Annotated in this window: 19 protein-coding genes and 1 tRNA gene; all 20 read left to right on the top strand. The window is 44.5% G+C overall.

The window, feature by feature from the left end; genetic code table 11:
• Positions 1–45 precede the first annotated feature (45 nt).
• Positions 46–972 (top strand): diacylglycerol/lipid kinase family protein, encoded by a 927-nt coding sequence (locus RZO55_RS01945; protein WP_318062618.1) that lies wholly within the window; start codon positions 46–48, stop codon positions 970–972.
• A gap of 32 nt (positions 973–1,004) precedes the next feature.
• Entirely contained in the window at positions 1,005–1,550 is a 546-nt protein-coding gene (ispF, locus tag RZO55_RS01940; protein WP_318062617.1) for a 2-C-methyl-D-erythritol 2,4-cyclodiphosphate synthase, read from the top strand.
• Positions 1,551–1,571: 21 nt separating this feature from the next.
• Entirely contained in the window at positions 1,572–2,975 is a 1,404-nt protein-coding gene (gene cysS, locus RZO55_RS01935) for a cysteine--tRNA ligase (protein WP_318062615.1), read from the top strand.
• A complete protein-coding gene (locus tag RZO55_RS01930; protein WP_318062614.1) occupies positions 2,960–3,418 on the top strand; it encodes a Mini-ribonuclease 3 in 459 nt (152 codons plus the stop codon). The genes cysS and RZO55_RS01930 overlap by 16 nt, the downstream gene beginning before the upstream one ends.
• Entirely contained in the window at positions 3,415–4,152 is a 738-nt protein-coding gene (rlmB, locus tag RZO55_RS01925; RefSeq protein WP_318062613.1) for a 23S rRNA (guanosine(2251)-2'-O)-methyltransferase RlmB, read from the top strand. Before RZO55_RS01930 ends, rlmB begins: the two co-directional genes overlap by 4 nt.
• A gap of 20 nt (positions 4,153–4,172) precedes the next feature.
• Positions 4,173–5,156: a transglutaminase-like domain-containing protein gene (locus tag RZO55_RS01920; RefSeq protein ID WP_318062612.1), complete on the top strand. Its 984-nt coding sequence runs from the start codon at positions 4,173–4,175 to the stop codon at positions 5,154–5,156.
• Positions 5,157–5,185: 29 nt separating this feature from the next.
• Positions 5,186–6,238 (top strand): type II secretion system F family protein, encoded by a 1,053-nt coding sequence (locus tag RZO55_RS01915; RefSeq protein WP_318062611.1) that lies wholly within the window; start codon positions 5,186–5,188, stop codon positions 6,236–6,238.
• Between the two features lie 9 nt (positions 6,239–6,247).
• Complete coding sequence (locus RZO55_RS01910; protein ID WP_318062610.1) at positions 6,248–6,571, top strand: hypothetical protein; 324 nt, start codon at positions 6,248–6,250, stop codon at positions 6,569–6,571.
• Between the two features lie 11 nt (positions 6,572–6,582).
• Positions 6,583–7,065, top strand: coding sequence for a DUF4860 domain-containing protein (locus tag RZO55_RS01905; protein WP_318062609.1), 483 nt, complete (start codon positions 6,583–6,585; stop codon positions 7,063–7,065).
• A 1-nt stretch (position 7,066) separates the two neighbouring features.
• Positions 7,067–7,474, top strand: a complete 408-nt coding sequence (locus RZO55_RS01900) for a hypothetical protein (protein ID WP_318062608.1) — start codon at positions 7,067–7,069, stop codon at positions 7,472–7,474.
• 15 nt (positions 7,475–7,489) lie between these two features.
• Positions 7,490–7,924, top strand: a complete 435-nt coding sequence (locus RZO55_RS01895) for a short-chain dehydrogenase (protein WP_318062607.1) — start codon at positions 7,490–7,492, stop codon at positions 7,922–7,924.
• Positions 7,925–7,943: 19 nt separating this feature from the next.
• On the top strand, positions 7,944–9,020 hold the full coding sequence (locus RZO55_RS01890) for a type IV pilus twitching motility protein PilT (protein WP_318062606.1): 1,077 nt from the start codon (positions 7,944–7,946) through the stop codon (positions 9,018–9,020).
• A gap of 56 nt (positions 9,021–9,076) precedes the next feature.
• A complete protein-coding gene (locus tag RZO55_RS01885; protein WP_318062605.1) occupies positions 9,077–10,030 on the top strand; it encodes an L-lactate dehydrogenase in 954 nt (317 codons plus the stop codon).
• 186 nt (positions 10,031–10,216) lie between these two features.
• Positions 10,217–10,289: transfer RNA gene (locus RZO55_RS01880), tRNA-Thr, on the top strand.
• A gap of 79 nt (positions 10,290–10,368) precedes the next feature.
• The gene (locus tag RZO55_RS01875) at positions 10,369–12,897 is read left to right on the top strand and encodes a transglycosylase domain-containing protein (RefSeq protein WP_318062604.1); all 2,529 of its coding nucleotides are present in this window, start codon (positions 10,369–10,371) and stop codon (positions 12,895–12,897) included.
• 95 nt (positions 12,898–12,992) lie between these two features.
• Entirely contained in the window at positions 12,993–14,453 is a 1,461-nt protein-coding gene (gene gltX, locus RZO55_RS01870) for a glutamate--tRNA ligase (RefSeq protein WP_318062603.1), read from the top strand.
• A gap of 70 nt (positions 14,454–14,523) precedes the next feature.
• Positions 14,524–16,368, top strand: coding sequence for an ATP-dependent helicase (locus RZO55_RS01865; RefSeq protein WP_318062602.1), 1,845 nt, complete (start codon positions 14,524–14,526; stop codon positions 16,366–16,368).
• A gap of 16 nt (positions 16,369–16,384) precedes the next feature.
• The gene (locus RZO55_RS01860; protein WP_318062601.1) at positions 16,385–16,909 is read left to right on the top strand and encodes a cob(I)yrinic acid a,c-diamide adenosyltransferase; all 525 of its coding nucleotides are present in this window, start codon (positions 16,385–16,387) and stop codon (positions 16,907–16,909) included.
• Between the two features lie 97 nt (positions 16,910–17,006).
• Entirely contained in the window at positions 17,007–17,342 is a 336-nt protein-coding gene (locus tag RZO55_RS01855; protein WP_097003664.1) for a DUF1292 domain-containing protein, read from the top strand.
• A gap of 95 nt (positions 17,343–17,437) precedes the next feature.
• Positions 17,438–18,052: a sulfurtransferase-like selenium metabolism protein YedF gene (gene yedF / locus RZO55_RS01850; protein WP_318062600.1), complete on the top strand. Its 615-nt coding sequence runs from the start codon at positions 17,438–17,440 to the stop codon at positions 18,050–18,052.
• The last annotated feature ends 36 nt before the right edge of the window (positions 18,053–18,088 follow it).

The raw sequence follows: 18,088 nt of genomic DNA, 5'->3' as shown, positions 1-18,088 counted from the left end.
TTGTTTTATGTTATACTTACTAATAGCAAAAAGCGGAGGGATTCCATGTACTATTTTATTGTTAACCCAAACTCCTGTTGTGGACGGGGTAAAATTATCTGGGAAAAACTGGAACGGACTTTAAAAGATTCTGGCGTGGAATATCAGGCATATGTAACGGAACAACCGGGAGACGCAAAGATATTTGCAAAAAAAATAACAGACGGCTGTAAGGAATCCAATGTGATTATTGCAGTTGGAGGAGATGGGACAGTGAATGAGGTCCTTGACGGATTTTCCATGTGCAGCTGTGTTACACTTGGGTATATTCCAGCAGGATCGGGCAATGATCTGGCAAGAAGCTTAAAACTTCCCCATAATCCGGTCCGGTGTCTGAACAAGATCCTGCACCCCAAATATTATAAATTGATGGACTATGGTGTATTATCCTATGGAGACAGTGAGATCTCCCACCGCCGTTTCATGGTCAGTGCCGGAATCGGTATGGATGCGGCAGTATGCCATAATCTGCTGTATTCCAGAACCAAAGGGCTGCTTCACAGGCTTCGGATCGGGAAGCTGGCTTATCTGCTTGCAGGTGTCAGGCAGCTGATATCGGCTAAGCCATGTAAGGGATATGTACTCATAAATGGTGTGCAGAAGATAGAATTTAACCATGCTTATTTTATTTCCGCTCATATTCATCCATATGAAGGCGGCGGATTTAAATTTGCACCGGATGCAGATTTTGAAGATGGCAGACTGTCGGTTTGTGTGATGAATAACCGGAAGAAGAGAAAGCTGGTTCATGTGCTGCTTAATTCCCTGATGGGAAGAAAATCTATAAACAAAGGAATCAGGTTTTATCACTGCGAAGAGATTCGCATTCATATGGACCGTCCCATGGCAGTTCATGTAGATGGAGAAAGCTGCTTTTGTCAGAGAGATGTGGAGATTCGGTGTATTGGTAAGAAACTTCGTATGATCGTATAAGATCTGATTATTTATATAGGAAAGGAAAAATAATGAGAGTTGGACAGGGATATGATGTTCATAAATTTGCAGAAGGCAGGGATTTAATCCTGGGAGGAGTAACGATTCCTTATGAGAAGGGGCTTTTGGGCCATTCCGATGCAGATGTGCTTGCCCATGCAATTATAGATGCTTTATTGGGAGCTGCTGCGCTTGGCGATATCGGGGAACATTTCCCGGATACGGATCCCAGATTTAAAGATGTTTCCAGCATAGAGCTGTTAAAGCATGTTGCTGGTATGCTTGAAGAAAAAGGGTATGTAGTGGAGAACATTGATTCCACAGTTATTGCCCAGAAACCAAAGCTTTTATCATACAGACCCCAGATGGCGGAGAATATCGCCGCTGCTCTTGGTCTGCCTGCTGATAAGGTGAGTGTGAAAGCAACCACAGAGGAAGGACTTGGATTTACAGGAAGAGGAGAAGGAATTTCCGCTCAGGCCGTTGCTCTTTTAACTTCTGTTGGGGATTACTGTTATGATGACAGAATGATGGAAAATGATTGTCAGGGCTGTAAAGGCTGCTGCAAACATGAATAACAGGAGAATGGAGGGAGCAAGATGAAGATTTTTAATACATTATCCAGACAAAAAGAAGAATTCATACCATTAGAGGCCGGAAAGGTTAAGATGTATGTCTGCGGTCCTACGGTCTATAATCTGATACACATTGGTAATGCGCGTCCCATGATCGTATTTGATACTGTACGGAGATATTTTGAATACAAAGATTATGAGGTGAATTTTGTTTCCAATTTTACCGATGTGGATGATAAGATCATCAAAAAGGCCATAGAAGAAGGCGTTGATGCAGACACCATATCCAGACGTTATATTGAGGAGTGCAAAAAGGATATGGAAGCCATGAATGTGAAACCGGCTACTATGAATCCTCTTGCTACAGAAGAAATCTGCGGCATGCTTGACATGATAAAGGATTTAATTGTATCCGGGCATGCATATCCTGCAGCCGATGGGACCGTTTATTTCCGGACTAAGTCCTTTTCCCAGTATGGAAAGCTGTCTCATAAAAACCTGGAGGATTTACAGTCAGGATTTCGTGAACTGAAGGTTACCGGAGAAGAGGAAAAGGAAGATCCTTCTGATTTCGTACTCTGGAAACCCAAAAAGGAAGGGGAGCCTTACTGGGAGTCCCCATGGTGTGACGGAAGGCCTGGCTGGCATATCGAGTGCTCGGTTATGTCTAAGAAATATTTAGGAGACCAGATTGATATCCATGCAGGCGGTGAGGATTTAATCTTTCCGCATCATGAGAATGAGATCGCCCAGAGTGAGGCAGCAAACGGAAAAGAGTTTGCCAGATACTGGATGCATAATGCATTTCTTAATATTGACAATAAGAAGATGTCGAAATCACTGGGCAACTTCTTTACTGTCCGTGACATCAGTGAAAAATATGATCTTCAGGTGCTTCGTTTCTTTATGCTCAGTGCCCATTACAGAAGCCCGTTAAATTTCAGTGCGGATTTAATGGAATCATCGAAAAATGGACTGGAGCGTATTCTGACCGCAGTTGATAAGTTAAAAGGCCTGAAACAGGCAGGGAAGACAGAAGGTCTGCTTGAGAAGGAAGACCGGAGTCCGATCGATGCGCTTGTAGAGAAATATGAAACTGCAATGGATGACGATTTTAATACGGCAGATGCCATTTCTGCTATTTTTGAACTGGTAAAATTAAGCAATACTACTACAGATGAGGAAAGTTCCCTGGAATATATTTCCTTATTACTGGATACCATAGAAAAGCTTTGCTGCATTTTAGGCATTATCACAGAAAAGGAAGAAGTAATTCTTGCTGAAGAGATTGAAGCCATGATTGCAGCAAGACAGCAGGCCAGAAAAGACAAAGACTTTGCACTGGCTGATGAAATAAGGGGTAAGCTCCTTAATCAGGGCATTGTACTGGAGGACACCAGGGAAGGTGTGAAATGGAAGAGAATATAAATTCACTGTCTGCATTTGCTGATTTTTTTGCAGACACGCTTCAGTTAAAGGATGTGGATATTACCAGCTATTCCCCTCTTGCACTGGCCTATATCGGAGATGCGGTGTATGAACTCATAATCCGGACGAAAATTATGAACTATGGCAGTACACAGGTGAATAATATGCATAAAAAAAGTGCCAGACTTGTGAATGCGAAGGCTCAGGCTGATCTTATCCGTGGACTGATTGAAGGGGAAGAGCTGACTCCTGAGGAGATCGCCGTTTACAAACGAGGACGCAATGCCAAATCTGCTACAACAGCAAAGCATGCCACAGTGGCAGATTATAGAACTGCAACAGGTTTTGAGGCATTATGCGGTTATCTCTATTTAAGCGGAAGGCTGGAACGTTTGATTTGGGTGGTAAGCAGGGGGCTTAACAGAATAGGAGAACTAGAATGATAGAAGAATTTACGATAGAAGGAAGGAATGCGGTACTTGAAGCATTCCGTTCCGGTAAGACCATTGATAAGCTGTTTGTGTTAAAAGGAGTATCTGATGGTCCCATTGGGTCCATATTGCGGGAAGCCAAAAAGTCAGATACTATCGTTAACTTTGTGGAGAGAGAACGTCTGGACCAGATGTCTGAGGAAGGCCGCCATCAGGGTGTGATCGCTCATGCCGCTGCATATGAATATGCAGAAGTGGAAGATCTGTTAAAGGCAGCTGAGGAAAAGGGAGAACCGCCGTTTTTATTTCTGCTTGACGGAATTGAAGATCCCCACAATCTGGGAGCGATTATCCGTACAGCCAACTTAGCAGGCGCCCATGGTGTTATTATACCGAAGAGAAGAGCAGTAGGTTTAACAGCCACAGTGGCCAAGACTTCTGCAGGCGCTCTTAACTATACACCGGTTGCTAAAGTGACGAATTTAACTGCTGTAATGGAAGATTTAAAGAAAAAGGGAATGTGGTTTGTATGTGCTGATATGGATGGAGAGAGCATGTACCGGCTGGATTTAAAGGGACCGATTGGTCTTGTAATCGGCAGTGAGGGAAGCGGTGTCGGAAGACTTGTAAAAGAAACCTGCGATATGGTCGCCTCTATTCCTATGAAGGGAAATATCGATTCTCTCAATGCCTCAGTAGCTGCAGGAGTGCTGGCTTATGAGATAGTAAGGCAGCGTTTGGGATAACCATTTAGGAGATGATAAGCATGAGAAAAAAAGGTATGGCTGCTGCGGCTGTCTGTACAGCCCTTGCAGTTTCCTTAAACGGCTGTGCTCCGGCAAACCGGATCGCATCTGCTGGTGAGACGGCAGAATCCACACAGTGGACAACGGTTGTGACTATTAAAGATGAGGCGGTTCCGCTTTATTCAAAACCTGCCGGAAGCAGTGTTAAGGTTCCGCAGGCATCAGGGACGGTAACATATAGCAGCAATTCGGTTCTTGTGGATGCCTCCAATACCAGTCATGGATATGTGATGGTACAGTATACAGGCAGTTCAGCCAAAATAAAGGTGCAGGTTTTAAAAAGCGGGGGAGAGACTTATACATATGATTTAAATGCCAGATCATCATATGAGGTATTTCCGCTGACGGAAGGAAATGGAACCTATACTGTCCGGGTTTTGGAACAGGTGACCGGAAACCAGTATGCGGTAAAATCAAACAATAGCTTTAACGTAACTCTTTCTAATGAGTTTGAGCCGTTTCTTTATCCAAACCAGTATGTTAATTTCAGTGCAGGCAGTGCAGTGGTTTTAAAAGGTGCAGAGGTTGCGGCTCCGGCGGCAGATGCCCTTGGCGTTGTAAGCAATGTATATAACTACGTGGTACAAAATTTCACATACGATACGGCGCTTGCCAACACGGTTCAGACCGGTTATCTGCCGGATGTGGATCATGTTCTGGCAGTGAACAAGGGAATCTGCTTTGATTATGCAGCAGTTATGACAGCCATGCTTCGTTCTCAGAATATTCCCACGAAACTAATCGTCGGATACACAGGAAGCCTTTATCATGCATGGGTGAGTGTTTACATAGACGGACAGGGCTGGGTGGATAACATGATTTATTTCGATGGCTATCAGTGGAAGCTGATGGATCCCACCTTTGCTTCTTCGGGGAAGAATGATCCCTCTGTTAAGGATTACATTACAAACAGTTCGAATTATAAAGCAAAATATACGTACTAAAGAATTAAATGAAAAGGGAGAAAGGACAGATGGCAAAAACAGAGATAAAACAGTACTCTGCCCAGGAACTTTCAGTATTCTGTCTTCAGATTTCCATTCTTCTGCATGCAGCGGTCCCTCTTGATGAGGGATTGTCTGTTATGGCGGAGGATGCCAGACAGAAGGAAGAAAAGAAGCTGCTTTTATCCATGGCAGAGGAGGCAGAACTGGGAAATCCGTTTTCAAAAGTACTGAAGGAAACCGGTGTTTATCCGGCTTATATGATCCGAATGACAAAGCTTGGCGAAGAAACCGGAACTCTGGACCAGATCATGGAGTCCCTTGCCGGATATTACGAAAAAGAGCATATTATGAGGAAGAACTTAAAAAATGCGGTTACTTATCCGGCCATGATGACCGGTATGCTTTTAATTGTTCTCTTTGTACTCTTTACCAGGGTAATGCCTGTATTTGAGAAGGTATATAAACAGCTGGGGGCCCAGATGCCGCCGGTATCCGTTGCTGCAACAAGACTGGGAGGAATATTTTGCGCCGCTGCGCTGATAATCGTTCTTCTGCTTGGAATTGCGGCTTTTTTTGTCTGGATTATGGGAAGATACGGTAAAAGGCTATCACTGGCGGAAGGCGTTATAAACTGGCTGAAACGAAGAAACAAAATTGCAAGATCTATAGCAAACCGCCGTTTTACCGCAGTTCTTTCCCTGACGTTAAAAAGCGGTCTGGATCTGGAAAAAGGAATGGAGCTTGCTGGAGAGCTGGTTGAAAATCCGGCAGTGGAAGAGAAGATCCGCCAATGCGCCAGTCAGTTAGAGGCAGGAAGTGATTATTACACAGCCATGAAAGATACCGGTCTTTTCAGTGGTTTTTATATTCAGATGATTAAGGTAGGGGTGAGAAGCGGGCGTCTGGACAATGTGATGTCGGAAATATCAAGAAGCTACGAGGAAGAAGCCGATCTTTTCACGGAACAGATGATTAGCCGCTTTGAACCTACGGTGATAGCGGTTCTGGCCGTTTCTGTGGGGATGATTCTGTTATCCGTCATGCTGCCGTTAATAGGCGTACTGTCTGCCATCGGCTAGGAGGTGTCTATGAAAAAACAAAGACAGTGGGGGAAAGATCTGGCAGGTCAGCTGGTGTCCCTGATTGCTTTTTTTCTGGTAGTTGCACTTTTTGTCTCATCCGCATTGACTTTTTCCAGACGTTCTGGTGAACGGGGAGCTGAGACTTTACGGGATGCCATTCGCAGGGCATCGGTTCAGTGCTATGCCATAGAAGGAAGATATCCTCCCAGTGTGGAATACTTAGAAGAATATTACGGAATTAAAATTGACAGGGACCGTTACGATGTATTTTACAGCGGATTTGCCTCCAATTTCATGCCGGATATCACGGTTCAGTTACAAAACCCATAGGAAGGTGTACCATGACAGGAAAAGAATTATCAAAAAGCCGGTTGGGAACAGTCGTTTTTCCTCTCCTTTTGTTTCTGGTGTTTGTTATGTGCGCCCTGTTTCTTATACTAATCGGCGGCAGAGTCTACGAAAACATCAGTCACAGATCGGAGCTGGCCTATCAGAAAGAGATTGCGTTCAGCTATATTGCTAATAAGGTCCGGCAGGCAGATGAGGCAGGTGCCGTATCACTGACAGAAAGCGGAGGCGTTCAGGTTCTTGAATTAAAGCAGACCATAGAGGGAACGGTATATGTGACACAGATTTATTACCTTGACGGAAGCTTATATGAGCTGTTTGCGGATCAAAACAGCGGACTCTCCGTTTCTGACGGAAATCAGATACTGGAATGCGGGAAGATTACCATGGAGATTTCTGATCATCTTCTGCATCTGAAATCAGTAAACGATTCAGGTGGAGAGCTCTTTCTTTCTTTACGAAGCGGAGGGGCTTAAGATGAATAGAAAAAACAGATCCAATGTAATGATGATGGAGATGATTGCCGCCGTATTTTTCTTCCTTCTGTGTGCAGCCGTCTGTATTCAGGCTTTTGTAAAGGCGGATCTGCTGAGCAAAAGAGCTGCTGATTTAAATCAGAGTGTGCTGATTGCCCAAAGTACAGCCGAGATCTGGAAGGCGGAAGGGGAAGCGGGGTTAAAAAGCCATTCGTACAGTTTGATAGAGGATGTTTCTGTTCAGACTTATACTCGTCAGTATGATAAAAAAGGAAACACCGCTGACCCGATTCACGCTGTTTATGATGGGGAGATCAAAATTATAAACCGGCTGGAAGCAGAAGTGAGTGTGTCAAAGGCTGGAAACACTCTGTATTCCCTGACCGTCAGCCGCCATGAGACGGATTGAGGAAAGGAGGAGCATATGGCAAAACGGGAAATTGGCTACAAAGCCAATATCGGAACGCCCACTCTGATCTTAATATTCATGATACTCTGCCTGGTTACATTTGGGATGCTTTCTCTCAGTACAGCTAAGAGCGAGTGGAATCTGGCTCAGAGAAGCGCAGAATCTGTTACGGAATATTACAGAGCAGATCAGGAGGGGGAGGCTTTTTACCAGATGGTCTTACAGGCGATGGATCATAATACTCTTTCCCTGGAACTGGGGGATTATTATGACGCCAAAACCGGGGCAATATCAACCCGGATTCCAATGAAACGGTCCCAGGCCCTTTCCATAAAGCTGATACCAATGCCCCAAAAGGCTGAAATGATTGCAGTATCCCAGTGGAAAGTGATTCAGACAGAAGATTATGAAATAGATCAATCCATGCCCGTATGGAAGGGCGGAAATTGACAGAGCAGGAGACAGGAACATGAAGGTTGTAGATTTATTAAGTGCTGCTGTGGCACAGAAGGCATCTGATATATTTCTTGTGCCAGGCATGCCCTTTTCGTATAAGATTGGAAGCAGAATTGTTTATCAAAGTGAGGAAAAACTGTTTCCGGCCCAGATGGAGGAATTGATTACAGAACTTTACCATCTGGCAGGAGAAAGAAGCATGGGGAAAGTAAAGGAGCATGGTGATGATGATTTTTCCTTTGCAATTCCCGGAATCTCCCGGTTTCGTTCCAGTGTGTTCCGGCAAAGAGGTTCTCTGGCAGCGGTAATCCGCGTGGTAAACTTCGATCTTCCCGATTTTAAGGAGCTTCATATTCCAGAGACCGTGATGGAGGCAGCCAGGCTGACAAAAGGTTTTGTGCTGGTGACTGGTCCTGCCGGAAGCGGTAAGACCACTACACTTGCCTGCATCATTGATAAAATTAATAATACGCGCAATGCCCATGTTATCACATTGGAAGACCCCCTGGAATACCTGCACCGTCATAAACAGAGTGTGGTAACACAGAGGGAAGTGACTACAGATACCGACAGCTATGTAACCGGGCTGAGATCTGCTCTCCGCCAGGCGCCGGATGTTATCCTGGTGGGTGAGATGAGGGATTATGAGACAATCCGGATTGCCATGACAGCGGCTGAGACCGGTCATCTGGTAATTTCTACACTTCATACGGTAGGAGCAGCCAATACCATTGACCGAATTATTGACAGTTTTCCCCCAAATCAGCAGCAACAGATCCGGATGCAGCTGTCCATGGTTATGCAGGCAGTCATATCCCAGCAGCTGATTCCAACGATCGACGGAGGGGTTTATCCGGCATTTGAAATTATGTTTTTTAACAATGCAATCCGCAATATGATTCGGGAATCCAAGACTCATCAGATCGATTCGGTTATTGCCACAGGTCAGGCAGAAGGAATGCGTTCCATGGATTCCAGTCTTTTAAATCTTTATAAGGAGGGGAAGATATCAAAAGAAAATGCAGTCATTTACAGCAGTAATGGTGAGTTAATGTCGAAAAAAATCGATCGGGGAATATCAAACGCATAGTTTCCATTTCATGCAGTAACACTATCTATAATAAGAATAGGAGAGTGGCATAAAATATGAGAACAGATAAAAGAAAAGTTGCGCTTGTAGGTACAGGAATGGTGGGAATGAGTTATGCTTATTCCATGCTGAATCAGGGGGTTTGTGATGAGCTTGTTTTAATTGATATTAACCGCAAGAGGGCAGAAGGGGAAGCCATGGATTTAAATCATGGACTGGCTTTTTCCGGATATCATATGAAGATTTATGCAGGAGAGTACAGAGACTGTTCGGATGCGGATATTGTAGTCATCTGTGCAGGTGTGGCACAGAAACAGGGAGAAACCAGACTTGACTTGTTAAAACGCAATGCTTCCGTTTTTGAGTCTATTGTACAGCCTGTGACAGAGTCGGGATTTAACGGAATCTTTCTGGTGGCAACCAACCCGGTTGATATTATGACCAGAATCACTTATTCGCTTTCCGGTTTCAATCCAAAGCGTGTCCTTGGAAGCGGTACAGCCTTAGATACCGCAAGACTGCGGTATCTGCTTGGAGAATCCATCCATGTGGATCCGAGGAATGTACATGCCTACGTAATGGGAGAACATGGAGACAGTGAATTTGTACCGTGGAGTCAGGCTATGGTTGCCACCAAACCAATTCTGTCTCTCTGTGGAAATGGTGGGGAAGACGACATCGTCTGCAGAGAAGAATTAAAGCGGGTTGAGGAGGAAGTAAGGGGAGCTGCTTACCGGATTATTGATGCGAAGCAGGCGACTTACTACGGAATCGGAATGGCACTGACCAGAATCACAAAAGCCATTCTTGGAGATGAGAACAGCGTATTTACCGTATCTACCATGCTGAGAGGTGAGTACGGTCAGACAGATGTATATGCCGGCGTTCCCTGCATTATAAATAAGAACGGAATTCAGAGAGTTTTATCCCTTTCTCTTACAGAAGAAGAGATGAAGCAGTTTGGAAAATCCTGCGATATGTTACGAAAGAGCTTTGAAGGAATTTTATAAAAAATTCAGGAAAGGATGGGTAATTCCATTCTTTCCTGGTCTGTTTCAGCCTGAATCAGGAGCATTTTCACTAAGTATTTGTAGAATTTTTGCAGTTTTATGTGTATTATAAAAAACTTATAAAAATCGTTGACAAATAGATTTTCCCATGCTATGATATACGAGGTTCGAGCGACGAACCAGAATGCTGATGTGGCACAGGTGGTAGCGCACCTCATTGGTAGTGAGGAGGTCACGGGTCCGAGTCCCGTCATCAGCTTATAACAAACGGGAAGTCTTAATTTAAGAGACTTCCCGTTTTTGTTATATCAAAAAAAGAAAAAGGAGGCAGGTTTGTTATGGGGAAGAAAAGAAAGAAACGAAAAAGTGCCTGGATTATATTTTTTCGTCCCATAAAGATCATACTCTTTGTATTTCTGCTGGCATTGGCGATAGGGTGTCTGGCCGGAGGCGCCATATTTTTTAAATATCAGGATGAGATCATGGCATGCAGGGAAAAGGCTGATTCAATTATCAGTCAGACTACCAAAGCCGATTTCTCACAGCCAACGGATACAAAAGTCTATGATTCAGAGGGAAATTTAATCGGAACCATCAATTCCGGTCACTACGAATATGTGCCTTTTAAGGAAATCAGCGAAAATCTTCAGAATGCTTATGTGGCTCAGGAAGACAGAAGATTCTATAAACATCATGGAATTGATTACAAAGGGCTTTTAAGAGCTGGCGTGGTTTTTATTAAAAATAAAGGAGTGGCTACCCAGGGCGGCAGCACCATTACCCAGCAGGTGATAAAAAACACCTATTTAACCCAGGAACGGACCATTCAGAGAAAGATCACGGAGTTTTTTGCTGCTCCCCGGATTGAGGACAAGTATTCCAAACAGGATATTCTGGAATTTTACTGCAATACCAATTTCTATGCCAACCGGTGTTACGGTGTATCTGAGGCGAGCCGTTATTATTTTGATAAAGCTGCTAAGGATTTAACGGTCTGGGAGGCAGCGACTCTTGCCGGAATCAGCAACAATCCATCTAAGTATGATCCGGTGGCCCACCCCGAGACTTCCAAATGGAAGAGGGATCAGATTATCGACAATATGGCATTTTGTAAATTCATTACAAAGGAAGAACAGGAAAATGCAAAGGCGCAGCCTCTGACTGTTGCAAAGGTTTATGAAGGCGGTACCAGGGAAAATTATCAGACCAGCTATGCCATCCATTCTGCAGTGCTGGAGATGATGAAAAATGACGGTTTTGTATTTCAGTATGTATTCCAAAGTAAGTCGTCCTACGATTCCTATAAGGAAGAATATCAGGAACTGTATCAGGCAAAGAGTGATATGGTGCGTAAGGGCGGATTTGAAATACATACCAGTCTGGACTCTAAGCTGCAGTCCATGCTTCAGGAAAATATTGACTCCCATCTAAAGGGATTTACTGAAGTGCAGGACAATGGAAAATTTGCTTTGCAGGGTGCGGCAGTCTGTGTTGATAACCGGACAGGATATGTGGTGGCAATTGTAGGGGGAAGAGGAACGGATGATGAATATAACCGTGGATTTTTAAGCAGACGGCAGCCGGGCTCTACCATCAAGCCGCTGATCGATTATGCTCCAGCCTTTGAAACCGGTTTTTATTATCCATCCAGGCTGGTCAATGACCACTTATTTGAGGGGGGTCCGAAAAACAGCAGCGGCAAGTATTTCGGGGAGATTTCCGTCAGGGAAGCTTTAAACCGAAGCTTAAATACCGTGGCGTGGCAGATACTGTCCGATATAGGTGTGGATAAAGGGATCAGTTATTTAGGCAAAATGCACTTTGCAGGCTTAAGCTATATGGACAATGGAAACAGCAGTATGAGTATAGGCGGTTTTACCGAGGGAGCTAGAGTTGTGGATATGGCGAAAGGCTACTCCGTTCTTGCTAATCAGGGAAGATACAGCAATAAAACCTGCATAACAAGCATCAAAAGCCAGTATGATGGGGAGATTTATAAGGGAAGCTCTGCAGATGAAAGAATCTTTACAGAAGACATCGCCTATATGGTCACCGATGTATTAAAGGGAACTCTGGATAAACCTTACGGAACAGGTTCCGGACTGGGTCTTAAGATTCCGGCAGCTGGTAAAACCGGAACGACAAACAGCAGTAAGGATACCTGGTTCTGCGGCTATACCAAATATTATACCACTGCGGTCTGGGTGGGGTATGATACACCAAGAGCGATGCCTGGTGTCTATGGTAAGACGTATTCCGGAAAAATGTGGCATGATTTTATGTCAGAAATCAATAAAGATCTGCCGCCTCAGGACTGGGATATGCCGCCAACCGTATCCCTTTATCCTGTGGACGCCAGAGGAGAAAAAACAGATCAGGAAACAGGGAATAAAGATTTGTTCTCATCTGTGGCAGAAGCGGCGGCGAGAGCAGATTCCATAAAATGGAAAGAGGAAGAAGCACGTAAGCTGCATGAATCACAGGCACAGATGGTACAGGCTGCTTCAGAAGCGGCCAGGCAGGCGAAAGAGCAGGCAGCGGTCTCTCTGCAGGAGCTTATTACAGAATTGAATGCATTGGACCATCGTGACAGCTCTACAGATGATAAAATTACTTCTGCCAAGACTTTTTTAGAGCAGTTAAATGGAACTGAAAATTATGACAGCCTTAAGCAGGCACTGGATAATGCCGTCAGCCATGCGCTGTCTCTGCCCAAACAGGATAATTCGGGGAAACCTCAGGAAATCGGACCGGGTATGGGAAGACCGGGAGAGTCCACAGCCCCTGCTTTTCCAGGCGATGATTTACCCCAGTCAGACGGGACAGATGGTTCCCAGGCGGAGGCTCGTGCACCTGGAATGGAATAAAAATACAGGGAAGTCATTGTTTTTTCCAATTGTTCGTTATATAATGAAGTTTGTCTGAAACATCACGAGAATGAAGATATAGGAGTGTGTTTATAATGAATCGAATTAGAACCAGATATGCCCCAAGCCCCACAGGTCGTATGCATGTAGGGAATTTAAGAACTGCCATGTATGCGTACCTGATTGCAAAGCATGAAGGAGGAGATTTCCTTCTTCGTATCGAGGACACCGATCAGGAACGGTTTGTCGAAGGTGCTGTGGAGATTATTTATAGAACGTTGGAAGAGACCGGACTTGTTCATGATGAAGGACCGGATAAGGATGGTGGAGTTGGTCCTTACGTCCAGAGTGAGCGCCATGCTCTTGGAATGTATCTTGAATACGCAAAGATGCTGGTGGAAAAAGGGGAAGCATATTACTGCTTCTGCAGCCAGGAGCGTCTGGACAGCTTAAAGAAAACGGTCGACGGCCAGGAGATCATGTTTTACGACAAGCATTGCCTTCATCTTTCAAAGGAGGAGGTTCAGGCGAATCTGGAGGCTGGAATGCCTTATGTCATCCGCCAGAACAACCCGGTAGATGGAACCACCACATTCCACGATGAGATTTACGGAGATATCACCGTTGATAATTCAGAGCTAGATGATATGGTTCTGATTAAGTCCGATGGATATCCAACCTATAATTTTGCCAATGTAGTGGATGATCATCTGATGGGAATTACCCATGTGGTAAGAGGAAACGAATACTTATCCTCTTCTCCCAAGTACAACCGCCTGTATGACGCATTTGGCTGGGAAGTCCCTGTATATGTGCATTGCCCGCTGATTACCAACGAGGAGCACAAAAAACTGAGCAAAAGAAGCGGACATGCTTCTTATGAAGATCTGATCGAACAGGGATTCGTCTCTGAGGCAGTAGTTAATTATGTGGCTTTACTGGGCTGGTCACCGGTTGGCAACCAGGAGATTTTTTCCCTGGAAGAACTGGTTTCAGAATTTGACTATAGAAATATCAGCAAGTCACCTGCTGTGTTCGATATGACTAAATTAAAGTGGATGAACAGCGAGTATGTAAAATCCATGGACTCTGAGCGTTTCTATCAGATGGCAGAGCCTTATCTGAAAGCAGTTATTAAAAAGGATCTGGATTTAAGAAAGATCGCTGCTATGGTTAAGACGAGAATTGAAGTATTCCCTGATATAGAGAATCACATTGATTTCTTTGAGGAGCTGCCGGAATATGATTTAGTAATGTATTCCAACAAAAAGATGAAGACGGACAGCCAAACATCTCTTACACTGCTGACGGAGATACTTCCTATTCTGGAGAAGCAGGAAGATTACAGCAACGATGCGCTTTATGCTGCACTTTCTGCATATGTTGCAGAGAAAGGCTGCAAAACCGGTTTTGTGATGTGGCCCATCCGCACTGCAGTTTCAGGTAAGCAGATGACTCCCGCAGGTGCAACTGAAATCATGGAGGTCCTTGGAAAAGAAGAATCCTTAAAACGAATCAGAAGAGGAATCGAACTTTTGAGCAAAGGGACTTTATAGATAAGAAGAAAGAAGCAGGGGGAAGGCCGGAGGCCGGACTCCTGTTTCTTCGTTTCAGACGGAGGATAACATGAAACAACAAGTGACTTATGAAGGTGCCCAGAATGAAGCAATTCTTCACCGTGATGGACCGATGCTGGTGCTGGCAGGGCCGGGATCCGGAAAAACTTTTACCATCACACATCGGGTCTGTCATCTGATTGAGGAGTACAAAGTGGACCCGAATAGCATTCTGGTGATCACATTTACCAAGGCAGCAGCCACGGAGATGAAAGAGCGGTTTGATGCCTTGATGGGAGATCCTGCGCCGTTTGTCAGTTTTGGAACATTTCATTCCGTATTTTTCCGTATTCTTAAATTTGCCTACCACTATGATGCCAGGAATATCATAAGGGAAGACCAGAAAGTCCGGTTTGTTAAGGAAGAGATGGACCGGTGCGAGGTGGAGGTGGAGGATGAGAGTGAGTTTGTGACCTCCATTCTGACGGAAATCAGTTCCGTGAAAGGGGATATGATTCCGCTGGATTATTATTATTCCAAAAACTGTTCTGAGGAGACGTTTAAACAGCTTTATCAGGGCTATGAGAACAGGCTGAGAAAAGCCAATTTAATTGATTTTGATGATATGCTTGTTATGTGCCATGAGTTATTTACCCAGAGAAAGGATATCCTTTCGGCATGGCAGAGGAAATACCGATATATTCTGATTGACGAGTTCCAGGATATTAACCGGGTACAGTATGAAATTGTCCGCATGCTTGCGGCTCCTGAAGACAATCTATTTATTGTGGGAGATGATGATCAGTCCATCTACCGGTTTCGGGGAGCAAAGCCGGAAATTATGCTGGGATTTGAAAAGGATTATAAAAATACGAAAAAGGTACTTTTGAATATCAATTACAGGAGCACCAGTAATATCGTGGAAACCGCAGGAAAACTGATTGCCCACAATGAGATGCGTTTTACTAAAAAAATCATCACCAAACAAGGACAGGGAAAGCCGGTGGTTACCAGAATATGGACAGATCCTCAGGAAGAAACCATGGAAATTGTCAGGGAGATTCTGGACTATGTAAAAGCAGGATATGGACTGAGCGATATCGCTGTGTTATACCGGACGAATCTGGGACCAAGATTGTTAATTGAGAAATTTATGGAATACAATGTACCGTTTACTACCAGGGACTCTGTTCCAAATCTATATGATCACTGGATTGCCGGGAACCTGGTTTCCTACATGAAAACTGCCTGGGGAGACTGCCAGAGGGCCAACGTTCTCCAGATCATCAACAGGCCTAACCGCTACATCAGCAGGGATTCCCTGGAGGGCAATCCTGTAAACTGGGAGTCGGTAAAATCTTTCTATCAGGACCGGGGCTTTATGGTGGAGCGGGTGGAACAACTGGAATATGATTTGCGAATGATTAAAAATATGGCACCTGTTGCAGCCGTTAATTACATCAGGAAAGCGGTGGGGTACGATGATTATCTGAAAGAATATGCCCAGTACCGGAGAATGAAGCCGGAGGAGCTTTTAGAGGTGGCAGACCAGCTTCAGGAAAGTGCCGCAGGTTTTGCTTCGTTTGAACAATGGCTTCTGCATATGAAGGAATATGGAGAAGAGCTGAATAACCGCGCAAAGTCAGGACATACAAAGGGAGAAGGTGTGGCGCTGATGACGATGCACAGCTCCAAGGGACTGGAATACAAAATAGTTTATATTCCAGATGCCAATGAAGGGGTGACGCCTCATCAAAAAGCGGTTCTTACTGCTGATTTAGAAGAGGAGCGGCGCATGTTTTATGTGGCCATGACAAGAGCAAAGGAACGGCTTCATATTAATTATGTAAGGGAACGATATGGCAAGAAGCAGGAGGTATCCCGCTTTATAAGAGAGTATCTGGAGAAAAATTAAGGAGGATACGGATTTTATGGAATCTTGTGTACACATTTACTGCGGAGATGGAAAAGGGAAAACCACCGCTGCTGTTGGTCTGGCAGTCCGCGCCAGCGGCTGTGGTAAAAAGGTGCTGATCGCCCGTTTTCTGAAGACGGATCATTCTGGTGAGGTTATTGCACTTGGCGCACTGCCTGGTATCACAGTTATTCCCTGTGAACAGAGCTTTGGCTTTTTTACCAACATGACAGAGGAACAAAAAATAGCTGCCGGTACTTATTATTCCGGACTTCTTGATACCACGCTTAAGAAAGCGGCAGATGAGTCCTTTGATCTGCTGGTGCTGGATGAGATTATGGCTGTGTGCAATTATGGACTGGTAAATGAGGATCAGGTGCTTTGCTTCCTAACTGACAGATCAGAGAAACTGGAGGTAGTACTCACTGGGAGAAATCCTTCTGAAAGGCTGCTTTTACAGGCGGATTATGTATCAGAGATTAAAAAGATAAAGCATCCGTATGACCGGGGCATAAATGCCAGAAGGGGAATTGAATATTAACTACAAAATCCCTTGATTTTTGTCAGATTGTCTGATAGAGTGGAGAAAGGTGTTAACATACACCATAATATTAAGACAGAAAAAGAGAGGTAACAGGATGGCACAGGATCCTAATTTAGAGCGCGATGATATGGAACCCCAGGAGGAGATGACAGTGACACTGACCCTGGATGATGGATCGGAACTGGAGTGCGTCGTACTTACAATTTTCACAGCAGCTGAGAGAGATTATATCGCTCTGCTCCCTATGGAAGGCGCTGAAGCAGAAGAAGGAGAAGTTTATCTGTATCGCTATTCCGAAAAAGAAGACGGACAGCCAAATCTTGAAAATATCGAAGATGACGATGAATATGAGATCGTAGCAGACGCGTTTGATCAGTTGCTAGATGAAGCAGAATACGATGAACTGGTTGGCGAAGACGAAGAAGAGTAATAAGAAAATGAAGAATGAAAAGTCGGGAAAGGTCCGGGATATGGAGCCGGTCCCGGCTTTTGATTTTACTGTATAGAAGAATAGGAGATGGAAGTATGGACAAGACAGTTGATGCCAGAGGTCTTACGTGTCCCCAGCCGGTAATAAGGACTAAGGAAGCCATGAAGGGGATGACTCAGGGGACTCTGACCATTCTTGTTGATAATGAAATTGCAGTTCAGAATGTAGTGAAACTAGGGAATTATTCCGGTGTGAAGCCTGAATCCTGGAAGCTATCAGAAAATGAATATCAGATACTGTTTCATATGGAAAACGGGGAACTCCATGAAGATGATACTGTATCGCAGGACGAATGCATTCCAGACAGCCGCAAAAAAGGTCTGGTAGCTGTGCTGTCCTCTGATCAGATGGGTGCCGGGAGTGAAGAACTTGGCCGCATCCTGATGAAAGGTTTTGTATATGCCTTAACTCAGCTGGAGGAACTGCCTGAAACCATACTGCTTTATAATGGAGGAGCCAGGCTTTCAACTGAGGGGTCCCAGTCTCTGGAGGATTTAAAGATGCTAAAAGCGCAGGGGGTTGAGATCTTAACCTGTGGAACGTGTCTGAATTTTTATGGTTTATCAGAGAAACTGGAGGTTGGATCAGTAACAAACATGTATGAGATAACAGAAAAAATGGCGGGTGCACGTTCTGTTCTCAGACCGTGATAACAGAGGATCCGTAAGATACAAAAATGCCCGTAA

The organism is Clostridium boliviensis (genome assembly GCF_033342255.1).
GTDB lineage: Bacteria > Bacillota > Clostridia > Lachnospirales > Lachnospiraceae > Lacrimispora > Lacrimispora boliviensis.
The sequence above is the reverse complement of the archived record's forward strand: the minus strand, read 5'-3'. Positions and strand labels throughout refer to the sequence as shown.

Coding starts and splice junctions, on each gene's coding strand:
- RZO55_RS01945 (WP_318062618.1), top strand. CDS start 46: ATGTACTATTTTATTGTTAACCCAAACTCCTGTTGTGGACGGGGTAAA.
- ispF (WP_318062617.1), top strand. CDS start 1,005: ATGAGAGTTGGACAGGGATATGATGTTCATAAATTTGCAGAAGGCAGG.
- cysS (WP_318062615.1), top strand. CDS start 1,572: ATGAAGATTTTTAATACATTATCCAGACAAAAAGAAGAATTCATACCA.
- RZO55_RS01930 (WP_318062614.1), top strand. CDS start 2,960: ATGGAAGAGAATATAAATTCACTGTCTGCATTTGCTGATTTTTTTGCA.
- rlmB (WP_318062613.1), top strand. CDS start 3,415: ATGATAGAAGAATTTACGATAGAAGGAAGGAATGCGGTACTTGAAGCA.
- RZO55_RS01920 (WP_318062612.1), top strand. CDS start 4,173: ATGAGAAAAAAAGGTATGGCTGCTGCGGCTGTCTGTACAGCCCTTGCA.
- RZO55_RS01915 (WP_318062611.1), top strand. CDS start 5,186: ATGGCAAAAACAGAGATAAAACAGTACTCTGCCCAGGAACTTTCAGTA.
- RZO55_RS01910 (WP_318062610.1), top strand. CDS start 6,248: ATGAAAAAACAAAGACAGTGGGGGAAAGATCTGGCAGGTCAGCTGGTG.
- RZO55_RS01905 (WP_318062609.1), top strand. CDS start 6,583: ATGACAGGAAAAGAATTATCAAAAAGCCGGTTGGGAACAGTCGTTTTT.
- RZO55_RS01900 (WP_318062608.1), top strand. CDS start 7,067: ATGAATAGAAAAAACAGATCCAATGTAATGATGATGGAGATGATTGCC.
- RZO55_RS01895 (WP_318062607.1), top strand. CDS start 7,490: ATGGCAAAACGGGAAATTGGCTACAAAGCCAATATCGGAACGCCCACT.
- RZO55_RS01890 (WP_318062606.1), top strand. CDS start 7,944: ATGAAGGTTGTAGATTTATTAAGTGCTGCTGTGGCACAGAAGGCATCT.
- RZO55_RS01885 (WP_318062605.1), top strand. CDS start 9,077: ATGAGAACAGATAAAAGAAAAGTTGCGCTTGTAGGTACAGGAATGGTG.
- RZO55_RS01875 (WP_318062604.1), top strand. CDS start 10,369: ATGGGGAAGAAAAGAAAGAAACGAAAAAGTGCCTGGATTATATTTTTT.
- gltX (WP_318062603.1), top strand. CDS start 12,993: ATGAATCGAATTAGAACCAGATATGCCCCAAGCCCCACAGGTCGTATG.
- RZO55_RS01865 (WP_318062602.1), top strand. CDS start 14,524: ATGAAACAACAAGTGACTTATGAAGGTGCCCAGAATGAAGCAATTCTT.
- RZO55_RS01860 (WP_318062601.1), top strand. CDS start 16,385: ATGGAATCTTGTGTACACATTTACTGCGGAGATGGAAAAGGGAAAACC.
- RZO55_RS01855 (WP_097003664.1), top strand. CDS start 17,007: ATGGCACAGGATCCTAATTTAGAGCGCGATGATATGGAACCCCAGGAG.
- yedF (WP_318062600.1), top strand. CDS start 17,438: ATGGACAAGACAGTTGATGCCAGAGGTCTTACGTGTCCCCAGCCGGTA.